Below are 15,172 nucleotides of genomic sequence, written 5' to 3'. Positions count from 1 at the left end.
GCTGCGAGAATCAGCGCCGCGATATCCGGATGAGCGGCGATCATCTTCCGTGCGACATCCGTGACGGCAGCGCTCATGGCCATGGGGTCCAGCGTCGCGAGCTGCGCGGATTTTGGTGGGAGCAAGGTTTCGGCGAAAATCCGGTGCTGCTCCATAGCGGCGACATCTATCTGCAGGCCGGAGCATCCGGCTCTCGCAAGGGCCTGCGTCCCGAGATCGCGCGCGGAGGCCGTCAGAATCCCCAAGGGGCGATCCCCCGTCAGCCGGCGTATGATGGGGATCAGCGTGAGGCAGGAAAGCAGCACAGGCACCCGAACGGCTCGGGCAATCTCATCCTGCAAGAGCATGAGAAATCCACAGGTCGAGGTGATAAGGACCGCGCCCTCTGCCTCCCGTCGCGCGCGGCGTTGATGAAGCGTGCCACAACCTCTGCCGACTGGCGTTCTTCGCGGACAATGTTGGGACTGCCGACGCCGCTGACCATTCGAACGCGCGCGGGCAAGTGGTAGCTCGCGGGATCCCCGACATCGCCCATGATCCGGGGGAAGCGCGTGTCGAGGCTCAGGATTCCGATGAAAGGCGACATCTGGACACGAACCTGTCGTAAAAGCCAAGGAGTACAGGCGTCAGGTAAATCGGCAACTGGGCGAGGCCGACGAAAAGGGCGACTGTCGGACCCGGCAGCGCCGCAAGAACCACCGAGACATTGCGATTTCCGAACACCAGCCCCGCACTCGCGGCGGAAGGGGTAGAGGCGCGGTCCCTTGCGAACGTTCGAAGCAGCAGGTTGCCGCCGAAATTTAGAGCGCAGGCCAGCGCCGCAAGCTCCAGCGCCAGACCCGGCATGGAGAGGATACGCGCGCCAAGCCCGTCGATCACCGGCAGCAGGAACGCCAGCATCAAGGCGGTCGCAACGCCGTCAAGCGCGCGGGCTTCGGCCGCAAGACGCTCGGACCCGAGCAAACGGCACATCCCCAGACCGAGAAAAACTCCGCCCGCCAGCATGGCGCCGGTCCTCAGGGCAAAGGGTAGCGTGCCGGACAAGTCCGCCATCCAGAAGCTCACGGGAACCATTACCGGAGAGAGCAGGGTTCCCGTCAACATCAGCCGCATCGCGAGCCGCGCGTCATGGCCCAGCATCAGCGCGATCGCGGGGGCGGAACTCAGCGGGGGAGCCGCGGAAAAGACGACGGTCGCCAGCAGGGCTTCCTCCGACAGTCCTATGGCGCATTGGTCGTTCTCATGGTCAGCAAGGCGATTGCTCGATGTGACCTGGGACCGCTGCGTTGTAAAATGCTTGAAAGGCGCACGTCGTCATGACTACCTCTCATGAGAGGTAGCCCTCGCTCTCCGCGCTTCAGGCGTTCGAATCTGCGGCACGCTACGGCAGTTTCACCAAGGCTGGCGAAGACATGCCATCAGCCAGAGAGGTGTAAGCCGGCGGATCACCAATCTGGAGAACCTGCTTGGCGTGCGGTTGTTCGAGAGGATCGGCTCGCGCATCGTTCTGACACAGGCGGGCAGCAGCTGTCTTGCGGATATCACAGTCCTGCTGGATCAGATCGAGCAGGCGTCGATCGGTACAGTCCGGGGTCGCAAGCTCGACGACCGACAGTTTGCCCGCCTTTGCCTCTCGCTGGCTGACACCACGGCTCGCAGGCTTCATTGATGCGAACCCGACCGCGATGGTTGAGCTCGGAAATACTGATGGCCATGTCAAATTTGAGGATACCGACGCGGATCTCGTCATCCTCCGCGGTCGTGGCGCGGGCCCATTACCAGAAACTCATCGGGGAACTGATCCTTGCGGTCGCCTCCCCTGTTCTGATCCCTCGCGACAAGGCGCCGGAGCATCCCGACTTCGGTAGGATGCGGACATTGCAGAACTCCAGTCGACCGAACCTGTGGCTGACGTGGCTCCGGCTGGCCGGCCAGAAGCACAGCGGTGCGATTATCGGCCCGCGCTTTGACAACAGTAAGGCGCTTATATCCGCCGCCATCCATGGTCTGGGCATCGCTCTGGTTCCCGCGCTTTATGTGGAGGGGGAAATCTTGACAGGACAGCTCTGGTGTCCTTTCGGGCCGCCGGTTGCAACCGAGGAGAGCTTCTGGATTGTCCAGCCAGAGCGCAGAAATCAGAAGCCCTCGGCCAGCCTTTTCAAGCTCTGGTTGCAGCGAGGTATCAGGCGCACTAGCCGGTTGGCCGCAGAAGCCTGCTGCGGGTTGGTGATCGCCTGTCAGAATTCGTACTCGTTCGGCAGCGCCCGGCCGGTGGCTTGGGCCGTGATGATAAGACGCCCCAAGCCACCGGCCGGATGGGAATAACTATGAAAGTGTTGTCAGGGCTTGGGCAGGTACGGAATGGCACCCGCCAAATCCGTATCGTCGATTACACGGAAATGGCTGACCGACCCTTTCTGCCGCGCCGTCCCGAAAGGCGCATACTCGGGGTCGTTGGCAAACGCATGAGCGGCCGCGCGATCGGGAAACTGGATCAGGGCGATCAACGTCTCATCCGTCGCAGCGCCTTCCAGGGTTTCGATGTTCCCACTGCGCGAAAGGTAGCGTCCGCCGTGCCGGGCAGCGATGTCATGGACGCGCGCAGCATAGTCAGGAACCCAGGTATCATCGGTGACCTTCACCTCGGCGATCAGGAATGCGGTCATTCGGTCTCTCTCCCTTACTGCCGCTGCGGTCGAAGGACGGCGGTCGGCAAGAGGCAGAATGGTGAAGCTGCCTTCGCATGTCACGCGGCTTCGATGAAAAGCTAAGGGTTCTCAGCGCCTCCAATCGGGGAAGGCACCTTCCCCGATTGGAGGCTGCGCGAAATGTGCTGCTGAAAAAAATCATTGCCTGAGACGATGGTATTGCGCACGCCATCTCCATGGCATGATCCATCGTCTTCCAGTCAGGCTGGGATGTCCGGCTCGGTGTCTTGCTCAGCGGGGATCACGGTAGCGGCGTGTGTAACCTTCTGCGCGGCGTTGCGGGCCCGCAGCCGCTCGCCCTGGCCGGCGAGGACGGGCCTGACCGGGTCGGCGACCCGCCACCCCTATTCGACCGGGGTGAACCCGTCTTCGCTCGTTGGACGAGCCGTTGCGCCGTGAGCGAGATATGCACGACAGGGTCACTTTGCCGCAGCCGCACGTCAGCCGTCCCGGTTGAAAGCGGCATGGCCTTTGCTATCTTATCGCCGTGGACCGGGCCCCTCTGACGGCGTTGCGCCGTGATGTCGGACCACTTCGAGCTTGCTCGAGGTTGGCCCTGGCACGATCCGCCGATCTCGCGCGTTTATGCGGAAAAGAGGTCGGATTCGGATATGGATATACTTACTTCACTCTTCATGGGAACACCGGTCTGGATGTGGCTGGTGTTCATGGGCATCGTCCTGACCCTTCTCGCGCTGGATCTCGGCGTCTTCCACAAGGAAGACAAGGAGATCGAGATCGCGGCCAGCCTGAAGATGTCGCTCTTCTACATCACGCTCGGCCTCTCCTTCGCAGGCTTTGTCTGGTGGCAGATGACGCCCGAAGCGACGGCGCAATACCTCACCGCGTTCGTGGTGGAGAAGACGCTCGCGCTGGACAACATCTTCGTCATTGCGCTGATCTTCAGCTTTTTCGCCATCCCGAGGAAATATCAGCACCGCGTGCTGTTCTGGGGTATTCTGGGCGTCATCGTGCTGCGCGGGATCATGATCGGGCTGGGGGCCACGATCGTATCGAACTATCACTGGGTGCTATACGTCTTTGCGGTGTTCCTGATCTTCACCGGCATCAAGATGTTTTTTGCCGGAGACGATGAGGAGCCTGACCTGAGCCGTAATCCGCTCCTGCGCTTCGCCCGCAAGCACATGCGCGTCACGGACGAACTCCACGGCAACGCGTTCTTTGTCAAGCTGCCCGACAGTGCGGGACGGATGGTACGCTATGCCACGCCATTGTTCCTTGCGCTGGTGATGATCGAATTCGCGGACCTGATCTTTGCAGTGGACTCCGTCCCCGCCGTTTTCACGATCACGACGGAGCCGTTCATCGTCTACACGTCGAACATTTTCGCCATTCTTGGTCTCCGCGCGCTGTTCTTCGCTCTGGCGGCGATCCTTCACCGTTTCGCCTATCTGAAATACGCGCTGTCGCTCCTGCTGGTGTTCATCGGCTCCAAGATCTTCATCGCAGACCTGATGGGGTGGGAGAAGTTCCCGCCGGTATGGTCGCTCGGCATCACCTTCGCCATTCTGGGCGCGGGGGTCATCGTCTCTTTGCTGAAGACCAAGAGCGGGAAAGAGGGGAACGCCGCTCCCTGACCACTGCTGCCTGCCCTGCGCCAAGGTCGCCTCGCGATCTTGGCGCAAGGCGTCTGCTGGTCAGATGCCGCCGGAACTCCATTCATGAGAGCCACGAACTCCGATACGGAAGGAACGATGCCCGGACTCCCTGCAACATGGCCGTTGCCCGTTCACAGGGAAGCTCCGGAAGGTCGTGATATCCGGTTACTCCACCCGCCCTATGATTTCGTCATACGTGACGGTCGTTCCTGCATCCGTCACATGATGGAGCCTGCCCGCGCGCGGCGCCTCGACCCGTGTTTCCATCTTCATCGCCTCGATGACAGCCACGGCATCGCCAGCCGCCACATCCTCGCCATCCCCGATCAGCCAGAGCGTGAGAGTTCCGGCAACGGGCGCGGACAGGGCGCCTTTGTCGGCGGCGCTTTCACCCGGTGAAAGACTGTGTCCCCCGTTCGGTGTCAGGCTGGTAAGAAGGCCAGCGGGGAGCGCGATTTCGTGCCGTTTGCCATCGATCTCCACCGGGAAGCGCCGCAGCGCGCCTGTCTCGGCAGATGTTACGCGCTGGTGGGGCTTCAGTGTTTTCGCCAAGGTCTCGGCGAAGTCCGTTTCGATCCAGCGGGTATGCACGCGAAAATCCGCACCCTCACCGCAGAAGTCCTTGGCCTCCACCACGGCGCGGTCAAAGGGAAGGACACTCGCGACGCCTTCGATGCGGAACTCGGCCAGAGCGCGGGCGGCGCGGGCCAACGCTTCCTGCCGTGTCGCACCCGTGACAATGAGCTTGGCCATGAGAGAGTCGAAACTGCCGGGCACCACCGATCCCGCCGCAACACCGCTGTCCAACCGCACGCCGGGGCCGGAGGGGGCCTCCCAGACCTCCACAGGGCCGGGAGTGGGCAGGAAGCCGCGTCCGGGATCCTCCGCGTTGATGCGGAACTCAATGGCATGGCCACGCGGTGCCGGCACCGTCTCATCCGCAAGACGTGCGCCCTCCGCCACGCGGATCATCGCGCGGACGAGGTCGATACCCGTCGTTTCCTCCGTCACGGGATGTTCGACCTGAAGCCGCGTATTGACCTCCAGAAAGGAGATCGTCCCGTTGGCGGAAAGCAGGTATTCCACGGTTCCCGCCCCGGAATAGCCGGCATGGGCACAGATGCGGCGGGCAGAATCGTGGATACGGTCACGCTGCTCATCAGTCAGGAAGGGCGCGGGAGCCTCCTCCACCAGTTTCTGGTTCCGCCGCTGCAACGAGCAGTCCCGCGTACCCAGCACCTTCACCGTGCCGTGCCGGTCGGCCAATACCTGCGCTTCCACATGGCGCGGGCGGTCGAGGAACTGCTCGATGAAACACTCCCCGCGACCGAAGGCGGTCTCTGCCTCCCGCACGGCGCTGTCATAGAGCTCCTGCACCTCCTCCATCCGCCACGCTACCTTCATGCCCCGGCCGCCGCCGCCGAAAGCTGCCTTGATGGCGATGGGGAGACCCTTTTCACGGGCGAAGGCCAGGGCCTCCGCTCCGCTGCCGACCGGCCCGGGCGTGCCTGCGACGAGCGGGGCGCCCACGGCCTCCGCGATGCGACGCGCTTCAATCTTGTCGCCGAGCGCCTCGATTACCCGCGGTTCCGGTCCGATCCAGATGAGGCCAGCCCGCTCCACCGCCTCGGCGAAATCCGCCCTTTCGGAGAGAAAGCCATAGCCGGGATGCACGGCGTCTGCCCGCGCCCTGCCGGCGATCGCAATGATCTTCGGGATATCGAGGTAGGTCTGGCCCGGCGTTTCGCCTTCCAGAGGATAGGCCTCGTCCGCCATACGCACGAAGAGCGCGTCACGATCGCTGTCGGCATAGATGGCGATGGCGGAAATACCCTCGTCCCGGCAGGCACGGATGATGCGTACGGCGATCTCGCCGCGATTGGCGATCAGCAGACGCCGGATCGGACGGGGGGACGGTGAATCGAGGAACAGGGTCATGCAAGGCTCCCGAGGGTGATGGGATCGAAAGGGGCCGCGGCGGTAAAGCGGATGCGCGCGCCTGGGGGGATCTGACCGGCGCGATCCAGCGCTTCCGGCAGCACGGTGGCGATCACGGGGTAGCCGCCCGTCAACGGATGGTCGGCCAGGAAAAGCACCGGCTGGCCGGAATGGGGGATTTGTATGGCGCCGGTTTCCGTGCCCTCGGAGGGCAGCTCATCGGCATCGGCCCGTGTCACGGTTTCTCCCTCCAGCCGAATGCCGACGCGGGAGCTCTGTGGCGTGACCAGCCATTCGGTCGTCAGAAACCGCTCCACCACCTCGGGCGTGAACCAATCGGTCCGGGGGCCGAGGGTGATCGGCAGTTCGACGATATCTCCTGCCGTGGGGAGGGCCGGTTCCACCTCCGGCCCGGTGACAGCGCTCACGGAATGATCCGTGGGCGCGACGACGCTGCCGGCGACGAGCGCCTCCGGCCCCACATGCGCAAGGGTGTCGGTCGCGGCGGAGCCGAGAACCGGGGTGACGTCATAGCCGCCTCTCAGCGCGAGATAACTGCGCATACCGGCCTTGGGCGGAGCGATCTCCACCTCGTCGCCAGCATCGACGGCGAAGGCCGTCCCGCGCGGGACGGGACGACCGGCGAGGCGGGCCTCCCCGGCACCGGTCAGCGCGAGCACCATCGCCCTCTCAGCCAGAAGGCGAACGGGCCCGAGCGTGATCTCCAGCGCCGGTGCAGTGGAGGCGTTGCCCACCGCCCTGTTCGCCCGCCGAAACGCGGCCCTATCCAGCGCACCGGAGGCCGACACCCCCTGACTGGCCTGCCCTGCGCGCCCTTCATCCTGAAAGAGGATGGGAAATGCGGTGGAAAGGATGCGCAGCCCCTCCACCGCCTCCGCTTTCGCCGACGGTGTCGCGGCGGGATAGACCTTGCCCCCTTGTGGGACGAAGCGGCAGCGCACTCCCGGTCGCAGCAGCGCAGGCGGCTCCCGTGTGAGATCCCACATCGGCACCTCAGTCCGCCCGATAAGCTGCCAGCCCCCTGGCGTTTCCTTGGGATAGATGCCGCAGAACCGGCCGGCAAGCGCCACGGAGCCGCCCGGAATACGCGTCCGGGGCGATTTTCGCCGGGGCAGATCGAAGCGCGGATCCTCGCATGTCATATACGCAAAGCCCGGCGCGAAACCGCAGAAGGCGACCTGCCAGACGGTCTCCTGATGGGCGGCGATTACCTCGGTGGTGGACAGGCCCATGAACGTCGCGACATCGGCGAGATCCTCGCCGTCATAGATCACCGGAAGTTCCACCATATCGGCGGCGCGAAGCGCGGGAGGCGTGCCGGGAGCGGGCCTGCGGGCAACGATCTCACGTGCAACGTTTCTGTCCGCGGTCACGCCCGGAGCGGTGCGGATCATCAGCGTCCGCGCGGCCGGAATGATTTCGACCACACCGGGAAGCGGCCGCTCCCGCAACGCGTCAAAGAGCGCCAGAGCCTCGCCCAGATCGGCGAGCTCCACCAGCAGGCTCTGCGGCCCTACGGGAAGGAAGCGGATGTCATCCTGCATCTCAGGCCTGCCAATGCGTGTCGGGAACGTCGGTGATGAACATGTGCCCCGGCGCGTGGGTGATGGCAAAAGGCGGGCGAGAAGCCATGACCGCCGCCTGTGGCGTCACGCCGCAGGCCCAGAACACCGGGATCTCACCTTCGCGGATATCCACGGCATCGCCGAAATCGGGGCGGGAAAGATCCGGGATGCCGATCGCCTCCGGTGCTCCGATATGGACGGGCGCGCCGTGAACAGCGGGTGTCCGCCCGGAGATCATCGCTGCTTCCGCCACGCGGCCGGCGGGAATCGGACGCATCGAGACGACCATCTTTCCATGCAGCCTGCCCGCCGGTCGGCAGTCCCGGTCGGTCAGGAACATCGGCACGTTGCGCCCCTGTGCGATATGGCGCACCTCGATCCCGGCCTGCTGCAGGGGGGTTTCGAAGGTAAACGAACAGCCGATGAGGAAGGTGACCAGATCAGGGTGTTCCGCCCAGGTCGGCGTGGCATCGGCGACCTCCTCGACAAGCTCACCATCCCGCCAGATTCGGTAGAGCGGAATATCTGTCCGCAGATCGGCATCCGGCGCGAGCGCCGTCCGATAACTGCCCGGATCGGTTACGTCGAGCACGGGGCAGGGCTTCGGGTTCCGTTGCGCATAAAGCAGGAAATCCCAAGCCCAGTCCTTCGGCAGCGAGATCATGTTGCACTGGGTGAACCCCGGCGCCATCCCCGCTGTGGGAAGCGGTGTGTTGCTCCGGCAGGCAAGCCGCGCGGCGCGGGCGGTGGTGATATCGGGGGTCATGCGTCGCCTCCGAAGGCTGCCACCTTGACCCCATGCGCGAGCAGAACCTCGCGGATGCGGGCGGCCATGGCGACGGCACCGGGGCTGGCGCCGTGGACACATATGCTCTCCGCTTCCAGGCTCAGGGGCGAGCCGTCCACCGCGTCAATCACTCCGTCCGTCGCGAGCCTCAGCATCCGCCGGGCGATGGCTTCCGCATCCTCGAGAACCGCACCTGCCTGCCGCCGCGAGACCAGCGTGCCCTCGGGCGTATAGGCGCGGTCGGCAAATGCCTCCGCGATAGTGGCCAGCCCCGCCTCTCTGGCTTGTACGAGGATCGGCGCCCCGGCGAGGCCCATTAGCACGAGCGATGGATCCACCACCTGTATCCCCGCGATCACGGCCGCGGCCTGTCGGCTGTCCGACGCGATGGTGTTATAGAGGGCGCCATGGGGTTTGACATAGCTGACCCGCGTGCCCGCTGCGGCGCAGAGGCCCTGAAGCGCACCGATCTGATAGATTACATCAGCTGTCAGTTCCTCCGATGTCACGTCCATATTGCGACGGCCGAAGCCTACCCGGTCCGGGTAGGAGACATGCGCGCCCACCGCCACGCCCCGCTCCGCCGCACGGCGGACCGTCGCAAGGATCGTTGCCGGATCGCCCGCGTGAAATCCGCAGGCGACATTGGCGGAACTGACGATGTCGAGCATCGCCGTGTCATCCCCCATGGTCCAGGCGCCATAACCCTCGCCCAGGTCGCTGTTCAGGTCGATGCTCCGCATCTCGGTCCTCCGTTCTCAGTTCCGGGGCGCGCCGCGGAGGCGCGCCCTATGATTACACCCCCAGGAAGGAGAAGATGGTGCCGATGGACATGAAGCCCATGTACCAGGTCAGCGCACAGACCACCGCGCTCAGGATCAGAAGCATGCGGTTGTAAACATGGCCGCCCATCAGATCGGGCCGCGCAAAGCCCACATAGGTGAAGATGGTCAGGCCGATCGGCAGGATCAGTCCGTTGAAGCCGCCCACGAAGATCAGAATGGCCGCGGGCGCTGCGCCCAGCGAGAGATAGACCGCCAGCGAAACCGCGATGAAAATCACCGTGACGATGTTGCGCGCACGTTCATCCATAGGCCGGAACACCACGAAAAAGCTGACGGAGGTATAGGCCGCGCCGATGATGGAGGTGATGGCCGCCGCCCAGAAGATCACGCCGAAAATGCGCATCCCCCAGTCTCCCAGCACAGCAGCAAATGCCTGTGCGGCCGGGTTTGCCGCCATGCTCGACAGATCCAGCGTAACGCCGGAAGCGACGACACCCAGAACGGCCATGAACAGCACGAACCGCATGACGCCTGTCACCGCGATGCCCGTGAGCGAGGCGCGAGTCACCGCAGCAAGGTTCTCCTCTCCCACCAGTCCCTTGTCGAGCAGGCGGTGCGCGCCCGAATAAGTGATGTAGCCGCCGACTGTGCCGCCAACGATGGTGGTGATGGTCGGAAAGTCGATGACGCTCGGCAGAACCATCTGGCGCACTGCCTCACCTACCGGGGGAGAGGATGCGAAGGCCACGGCCAGCGTCATTGCGATCATCAGCAGACCGAGGCCGATCAGCGCCCTGTCGAGTAACGATCCCGCGCGTCTCGAAAGAAAGATGCCGATGGCCAGAGCCGCCGAGATTGCGCCACCGATCTTCGGGTCCAGCCCGAACATCGCGTTCATCCCCAATCCGGCCCCGGCGATATTGCCGATGTTGAAGGCGAGCCCGCCGATGATGACCAGAATGGCCAGCAGATAGCCCGCGCCCGGGATCGCCGCATTCGCTGTATCGGAGGCGTTCTTGCGGGTGAGCGCAGTGATCCGCCAGATATTCAGCTGGACCACGAAGTCGATAATGATCGACGCGAGGATGGCAAAGGCGAAGGCTGCCCCGAGCTTTGCCGTGAAGGTTGCCGTTTGCGTGATGAATCCCGGTCCGATGGCAGAGGTGGCCATCAGGAAGATCGCGGCCATGAAACCGCCGCGGGCGGTCGCTTTGGCGGCGGAGGGGTGAGGGTCTGCCATCGGAAATGCTCCTGCTGCTGCGCGCGTCGCGCCTTTGGCCGTTCCTGCTTTCGTCTGACTTATCGGTCAAGTTTGTATTATCATACTTAATAAATTGTCGAACGATATACTGTATTTTAACATACATATCTGTTCATAAACTATGCAAATTTCATACTATTGCTGAACAAATTAGCAGACTGAAAGTTGTGACCGGAGTGTCCGGTGCCGTGCGCTATTGCCTTGATGCGCCGCTTTCGACATGATCACAGTACGAGGGGATACAATCATGCAGTCGATATCCACGGCCGCAGAGCGGCTGCCAGCCCCTCCGCAGAGCCTTGTCGAACAGACAGCGGGGCGTCTTCGGGCGATGATCACCAGTGGTGAGATCGGGCCCGGCAGCCGGCTGTCCGAAGCGCGGCTCACCACGGAATTCGACGTCTCGCGCAACACGCTGCGCGAAGGATTTCGTCTGCTTACGCGGGAGGGCTTGCTTCGCCATGAGCCGAACCGGGGCGTCTTTGTCGAAACGCCGACCATGGCGACGATCCTCGACATATACAGGGTGCGGCGCGCGATCGAAGTCCCTGCCATTGCCCACAGTTGGTCCCGCCACCGCGCGGTCGAGCGGATGCGCCTTGCCGTGGAGGCCGCGGAGGATATGGCGCTCCGCCCTGACTGGCGCGCCGTGGGGAGCGCCAATATGGAGTTTCACGCCGCCATCGTCGCACTGACCGACAGTCCGAGGCTCATGGCCTTCTATGCGCAGGTGGCGACGGAACTACGGCTGGCATTCGGTGTGCTGGACAGCCCCGAAATGCTCCACGCGCCCTATATCACCATGAACCGGGAAATCGTGAGGCTGGTGGAAGCCGGGGAGGCCCAGCGTGCGGCGGAGGCTCTGGATGCCTATCTGCTGAAATCGGAGCGCACCTTGCTCGAAGCCTTCGCCCGACTGTAAAACCCTGACCGTAAGGTTCCACCGGCGCTTCCCGCCATGAGGCCAAGCGGCGTTTAGGTGATGACCGTCTCGGCCCGTTGGTTCGCATATGGCCGATCTGCACCACATCGAGCGGATACTTCGGGATTGGAGCCACGGCGAGGATCGGCCATCGTGTCCGGGTCATCCTCGTGGAGCCGTGGTGCGACACTTTTGCTGATCGGGTTACCCGCCGCCGGATCGTGGCGTCTCTCGGAGGAACCCCCCCTTTCGGCACTCGGCCTGAACCGCCTTTGCGATTTCCGAGGGGCGTGCCTTTGGTCGTCTCAGATAAAAATCCTGAGCACTGCAAGCGGTCGAAGTAAAACCGCTCGTTCCCTTATGCCGTATGTCGTTACGGATTCCAGACACATGACCGACCCCGCCTTCTGCAACGTGCTGAACCGTTCTCTGGTGGGCTAGCAACGCACTGAACTGCCTGGCGATCTGAATTGAAGTGCTCGTTGACCGGCGCGTCTCAATGGAAGCAACGGCCAGCGCTGAACGAATGTGTCAAAGCCACCGGGCTCAGTTGTGGCTCACGTATCTGGAGGCGGGAGAACCCGCCCCCGTGGTTCAGGCCTGCTCAGGTCAGCGCAGTTTGCCGATCTTCCAGAACAGAGTCTCACCCGAACTGTCATCCACACCGTCGTTGTCCGTGACGACGTAGGCATCGCCCGCCGCGTCGAAGGCCAAGCCTTCCACCTTGTCCACTACATAGCCGTTGGTCAGCTTTCGCAGCTCGGGGATCAGGTCGCGCACCTCTTCCTTGGTCACGAGCGGCAGATCGCCCCCGATCCTTGCGGGTTTGAGGTCCGACAGCGGGATGCTGAAGATCTTCTTCAGCTTCGCCTTGTCGCCGATCAGGTTGTCGCGCTCGATGACATAGGCATGTTCGCCCTGGACCGCGATCTCCGACAGCCCGACCCAGCCTTCCCCCTTCTTCTCCAGCGGATAGCGCACTGCGCCCCATTCGCCGCTCTCGAGATCATAGGCGAGAAGCTTGACCTCTCCCTTCGCGTCATCGCCCCATTCCCGCTGCATGGCGAGCCACAGCGTATTGCCGATGCGCGCAACGCCCTCCGCGCCGAAGCGCGTCTGATGCGGTAAAAGCTCCAGCGGGAGGGAGATTTCCTTCTTTATCTCCCCTTTTGCATTCACGTTCAGAATGGCATGCGGCACGAGCTTCGCCGGATCGCCCTCGTTGGCAAGCCAGTAGCCGCCCTTGCCATCCGGGGTGATCCCTTCGATGTCCAGCTTCTGCGCCGGATCGCCATTGCGGGTGACAGCGATGCGGTTGACGATCCGCGCAGGCGTGGTGGTCGCGTCAATCTCATAAAGGGCGGGCGCGGCGGAATAGACGCTGTCGGAGGCCGCAACCAGATGGCCGGGCTTCCCGTCCACCCCGGCGAGCGCACCGAGAGCGCCCCAGCCAATCAGTTCATCCGTCCCGGCGGAAGTGAGCATCGGGTACGCCGGCGGCGCATCGGAGAGTTCATAGAGCATGACATGCGCACGGGCGGCCCCATCCTCGCCAAGGTCCGCCTCGTTCGCGGTGGCCAGCAGATTGCGGGAGGGAATGGCGACAGCGCCTTCCGGGCTGATGCCGGAGGGCAGCAACTGCACGAGTTTGGGATGTGCCAGATCGCTGAGTTCATACACCGCGACGATGGAGGCGCGTTCCGATACCACGAACAGATAGGGCGTGTTGCCGTAGCGGGCGAATTCGACGCTCTCGATTTCCACCCCCTTGGCGCGCGATCGCTTCTCTGGATAGTGGCCGATCTCCGCAATGGCCCGCTCCAGCGATGCACCTGAATCATGGATCAGGGTGCCGTCCTTGCGGAAGATGCTGAAACCACGGCTCCCGCCTTTCCAATCGCCTTCGTTTGCGATCGCGAAGTGATCTGCGTCGATCCATTTCACCCCATCCGGCTCCCTGCGCAGGGGGGCAGTCGTTTCGGTGAAGGAAAGACGTCCGTCCGTTTTCGTGTCGACGCCCTCAAGCACCACCTCTCCCGCGGAGAAATGCGACGCGACCCTGCCATCTGGGCCGATCACGACGATATGGTTGTTTTCCTGAAGCGTCACGACGATCTCGCCCGCCGCGTTGATATCGACGAACTCCGGCTCCGGATCTTCGCCGCCGATCCCGGCAAGGCCGGTCAGCTCGATCCGCTGCAACCCCGCGCAATCCGCTTCGGTGCCATTGAGCGGCAATTTGACCACGAATCCAGCCGGCATCTGGGGAAGGCCACCGTCTCCGGCATCCTCATCCCGCTCATTCTCCACCGCGATGGCAAGAAAGCTGCCATCCGGGGCGACTGCAACGGAATCCGGCTGGCCCCCGATATCGCAGGAGGCGATCTCTCTCGCGGAGGCGATATCCACCGTCACGAGTCGCCCGGAGGGCTGCGTGTAGCTTGCGGAGGTATTGACTGCGACAAACGCGCGATCACCGATGATATGTGCGGTCGTAGGCTCTCCGTCGAGCACGACATTGCCTAACGGTTTAGGCGCACGCGGGTCGGTGATGTCGATGAGGCCCAGCACGCCGAGCGGGCTGTCCGTATAGATCAGCCTGTTACCATCCTCCGAGACGGAGATAATCTCGGCCGACGAGGCGCGCGACACATCCTCACCGGCGGCCATGTTGGCGATGACCGGGAAGGTCGAGATGCGGTTGAAGCTGTCGGCAAGCGCCGGGGCAGAAATGAGCGCCAGCACCGAGGCGGCGGAGAGCAGACGGGCGGACATGAGAACTCCGTGGTTGATCGGCGCGAGCAGTGGCGGAGTTTCGTCGACGTTCTGTAACGGTGAGATGAATATTCCATGTCGCAGATGAGATTTCCGTGCCGTCCTTTGGCAACGGCCCGGTCCTGCAGATCGTGTTGGGAGGGAAGGTGGCGGCGACCCCAGGGAGGGAGGAGAGGGTCGCCGCGCTTTTCCTGGACTCGGGGAGGAGGATGAGTCCTGGGAAAAACTGGGAGCAGGTTTCTGCTCACGCCAGTGATCTGGGGCGCGCTAGGGTCCAGCGCAAGAGCGGCTGGACAGGTTACGTTGCGGAAGGCGGCGCATTAATTCAGGCCGCGGCATTTTGCACGTTACCTGCCCCCTCGTTGGCTGCATGGCATAGCGCCTTGCCGCGAGGGAGGACGCGATCGGCAACCCCAAAAAAGCGATGGTCGGGCTGGCCTCACAGGCAGGGGAATTGCCCTCCGATATCCGGTGCGGACGTTGGTGAGGCGTCGATACTAGGATCGCCTTTGCTTCCCACCGCGAGCGTGACGCTCGCAACCGCCGTTCGCATGGCGGGCTGTCGGCGCCTGACTGCGCCACACCTTCACGAAAGAACACTGGGTGTCCGCCGGAAGCCTGCACGCCACCTGCGCGCAGGCTTTTCCCTCATCCTCTGCGGCCACTGTTGCCAGCACATGATTTATGGAGAGTTGTACGTGCCGCGTCGCGGGTCTTGGGGTGGCCTCTCAGTGCGATTTTTCGGGTCGACCATGTCCATGATCTCCCCGTGTCGCCTTGTTTCAGAGAGC

13 protein-coding genes are annotated in these 15,172 nt (G+C 63.4%); 5 read left to right on the top strand and 8 right to left on the bottom strand.

The genetic code is table 11. The features are described from left to right. Positions 1–29: 29 nt before the first annotated feature. Entirely contained in the window at positions 30–509 is a 480-nt protein-coding gene (locus CN97_RS20630; RefSeq protein ID WP_131389659.1) for a hypothetical protein, read from the top strand. A gap of 52 nt (positions 510–561) precedes the next feature. On the opposite strand, the gene CN97_RS09580 is transcribed toward CN97_RS20630, so the two are convergent. Then, positions 562–1,140: a hypothetical protein gene (locus CN97_RS09580; protein WP_035710440.1), complete on the bottom strand. Its 579-nt coding sequence runs from the start codon at positions 1,138–1,140 to the stop codon at positions 562–564. Positions 1,141–1,369: 229 nt separating this feature from the next. Between CN97_RS09580 and CN97_RS21455 the strand changes: the two genes are divergently transcribed. Together CN97_RS21455 and CN97_RS19855 are read left to right on the top strand one after the other, a co-directional pair. Beyond that, a complete protein-coding gene (locus CN97_RS21455; protein ID WP_084684074.1) occupies positions 1,370–1,669 on the top strand; it encodes a helix-turn-helix domain-containing protein in 300 nt (99 codons plus the stop codon). Between the two features lie 38 nt (positions 1,670–1,707). Beyond that, a complete protein-coding gene (locus tag CN97_RS19855; RefSeq protein ID WP_051911114.1) occupies positions 1,708–2,325 on the top strand; it encodes a LysR substrate-binding domain-containing protein in 618 nt (205 codons plus the stop codon). A gap of 14 nt (positions 2,326–2,339) precedes the next feature. On the opposite strand, the gene CN97_RS09570 is transcribed toward CN97_RS19855, so the two are convergent. Beyond that, on the bottom strand, positions 2,340–2,666 hold the full coding sequence (locus CN97_RS09570; protein WP_035710439.1) for a DUF1330 domain-containing protein: 327 nt from the start codon (positions 2,664–2,666) through the stop codon (positions 2,340–2,342). Between the two features lie 653 nt (positions 2,667–3,319). Here CN97_RS09570 and CN97_RS09565 point away from each other — a divergent pair. Beyond that, positions 3,320–4,306: a TerC family protein gene (locus tag CN97_RS09565; protein ID WP_035710433.1), complete on the top strand. Its 987-nt coding sequence runs from the start codon at positions 3,320–3,322 to the stop codon at positions 4,304–4,306. A gap of 186 nt (positions 4,307–4,492) precedes the next feature. Here the strand turns inward: CN97_RS09565 and CN97_RS09560 are convergent, their stop codons facing one another. The 5 genes from CN97_RS09560 to CN97_RS09540 are packed head-to-tail and all read right to left on the bottom strand — an operon-like array spanning position 4,493 to position 10,663. After that, positions 4,493–6,265, bottom strand: coding sequence for an acetyl/propionyl/methylcrotonyl-CoA carboxylase subunit alpha (locus CN97_RS09560; RefSeq protein ID WP_051911113.1), 1,773 nt, complete (start codon positions 6,263–6,265; stop codon positions 4,493–4,495). Beyond that, a complete protein-coding gene (locus CN97_RS09555; protein WP_035710429.1) occupies positions 6,262–7,830 on the bottom strand; it encodes a 5-oxoprolinase subunit B/C family protein in 1,569 nt (522 codons plus the stop codon). Before CN97_RS09555 ends, CN97_RS09560 begins: the two co-directional genes overlap by 4 nt. Before the next feature lies 1 nt (position 7,831). Further along, positions 7,832–8,617: a putative hydro-lyase gene (locus tag CN97_RS09550; protein ID WP_035710424.1), complete on the bottom strand. Its 786-nt coding sequence runs from the start codon at positions 8,615–8,617 to the stop codon at positions 7,832–7,834. Beyond that, positions 8,614–9,381: a LamB/YcsF family protein gene (locus CN97_RS09545; protein WP_035710418.1), complete on the bottom strand. Its 768-nt coding sequence runs from the start codon at positions 9,379–9,381 to the stop codon at positions 8,614–8,616. Before CN97_RS09545 ends, CN97_RS09550 begins: the two co-directional genes overlap by 4 nt. Positions 9,382–9,433: 52 nt before the next feature. Further along, positions 9,434–10,663, bottom strand: coding sequence for an NRAMP family divalent metal transporter (locus CN97_RS09540; protein ID WP_035710411.1), 1,230 nt, complete (start codon positions 10,661–10,663; stop codon positions 9,434–9,436). A 268-nt stretch (positions 10,664–10,931) separates the two neighbouring features. Between CN97_RS09540 and CN97_RS09535 the strand changes: the two genes are divergently transcribed. Next, on the top strand, positions 10,932–11,606 hold the full coding sequence (locus tag CN97_RS09535; protein WP_051911112.1) for a GntR family transcriptional regulator: 675 nt from the start codon (positions 10,932–10,934) through the stop codon (positions 11,604–11,606). Between the two features lie 609 nt (positions 11,607–12,215). On the opposite strand, the gene CN97_RS09530 is transcribed toward CN97_RS09535, so the two are convergent. Continuing rightward, positions 12,216–14,381, bottom strand: a complete 2,166-nt coding sequence (locus CN97_RS09530) for an esterase-like activity of phytase family protein (protein WP_035710401.1) — start codon at positions 14,379–14,381, stop codon at positions 12,216–12,218. Positions 14,382–15,172: the final 791 nt, after the last annotated feature.

Source organism: Haematobacter massiliensis, from assembly GCF_000740795.1.
GTDB classification, from domain to species: Bacteria; Pseudomonadota; Alphaproteobacteria; order Rhodobacterales; family Rhodobacteraceae; genus Haematobacter; species Haematobacter massiliensis.
This window is presented reverse-complemented; position numbering and strand designations above follow the sequence as displayed.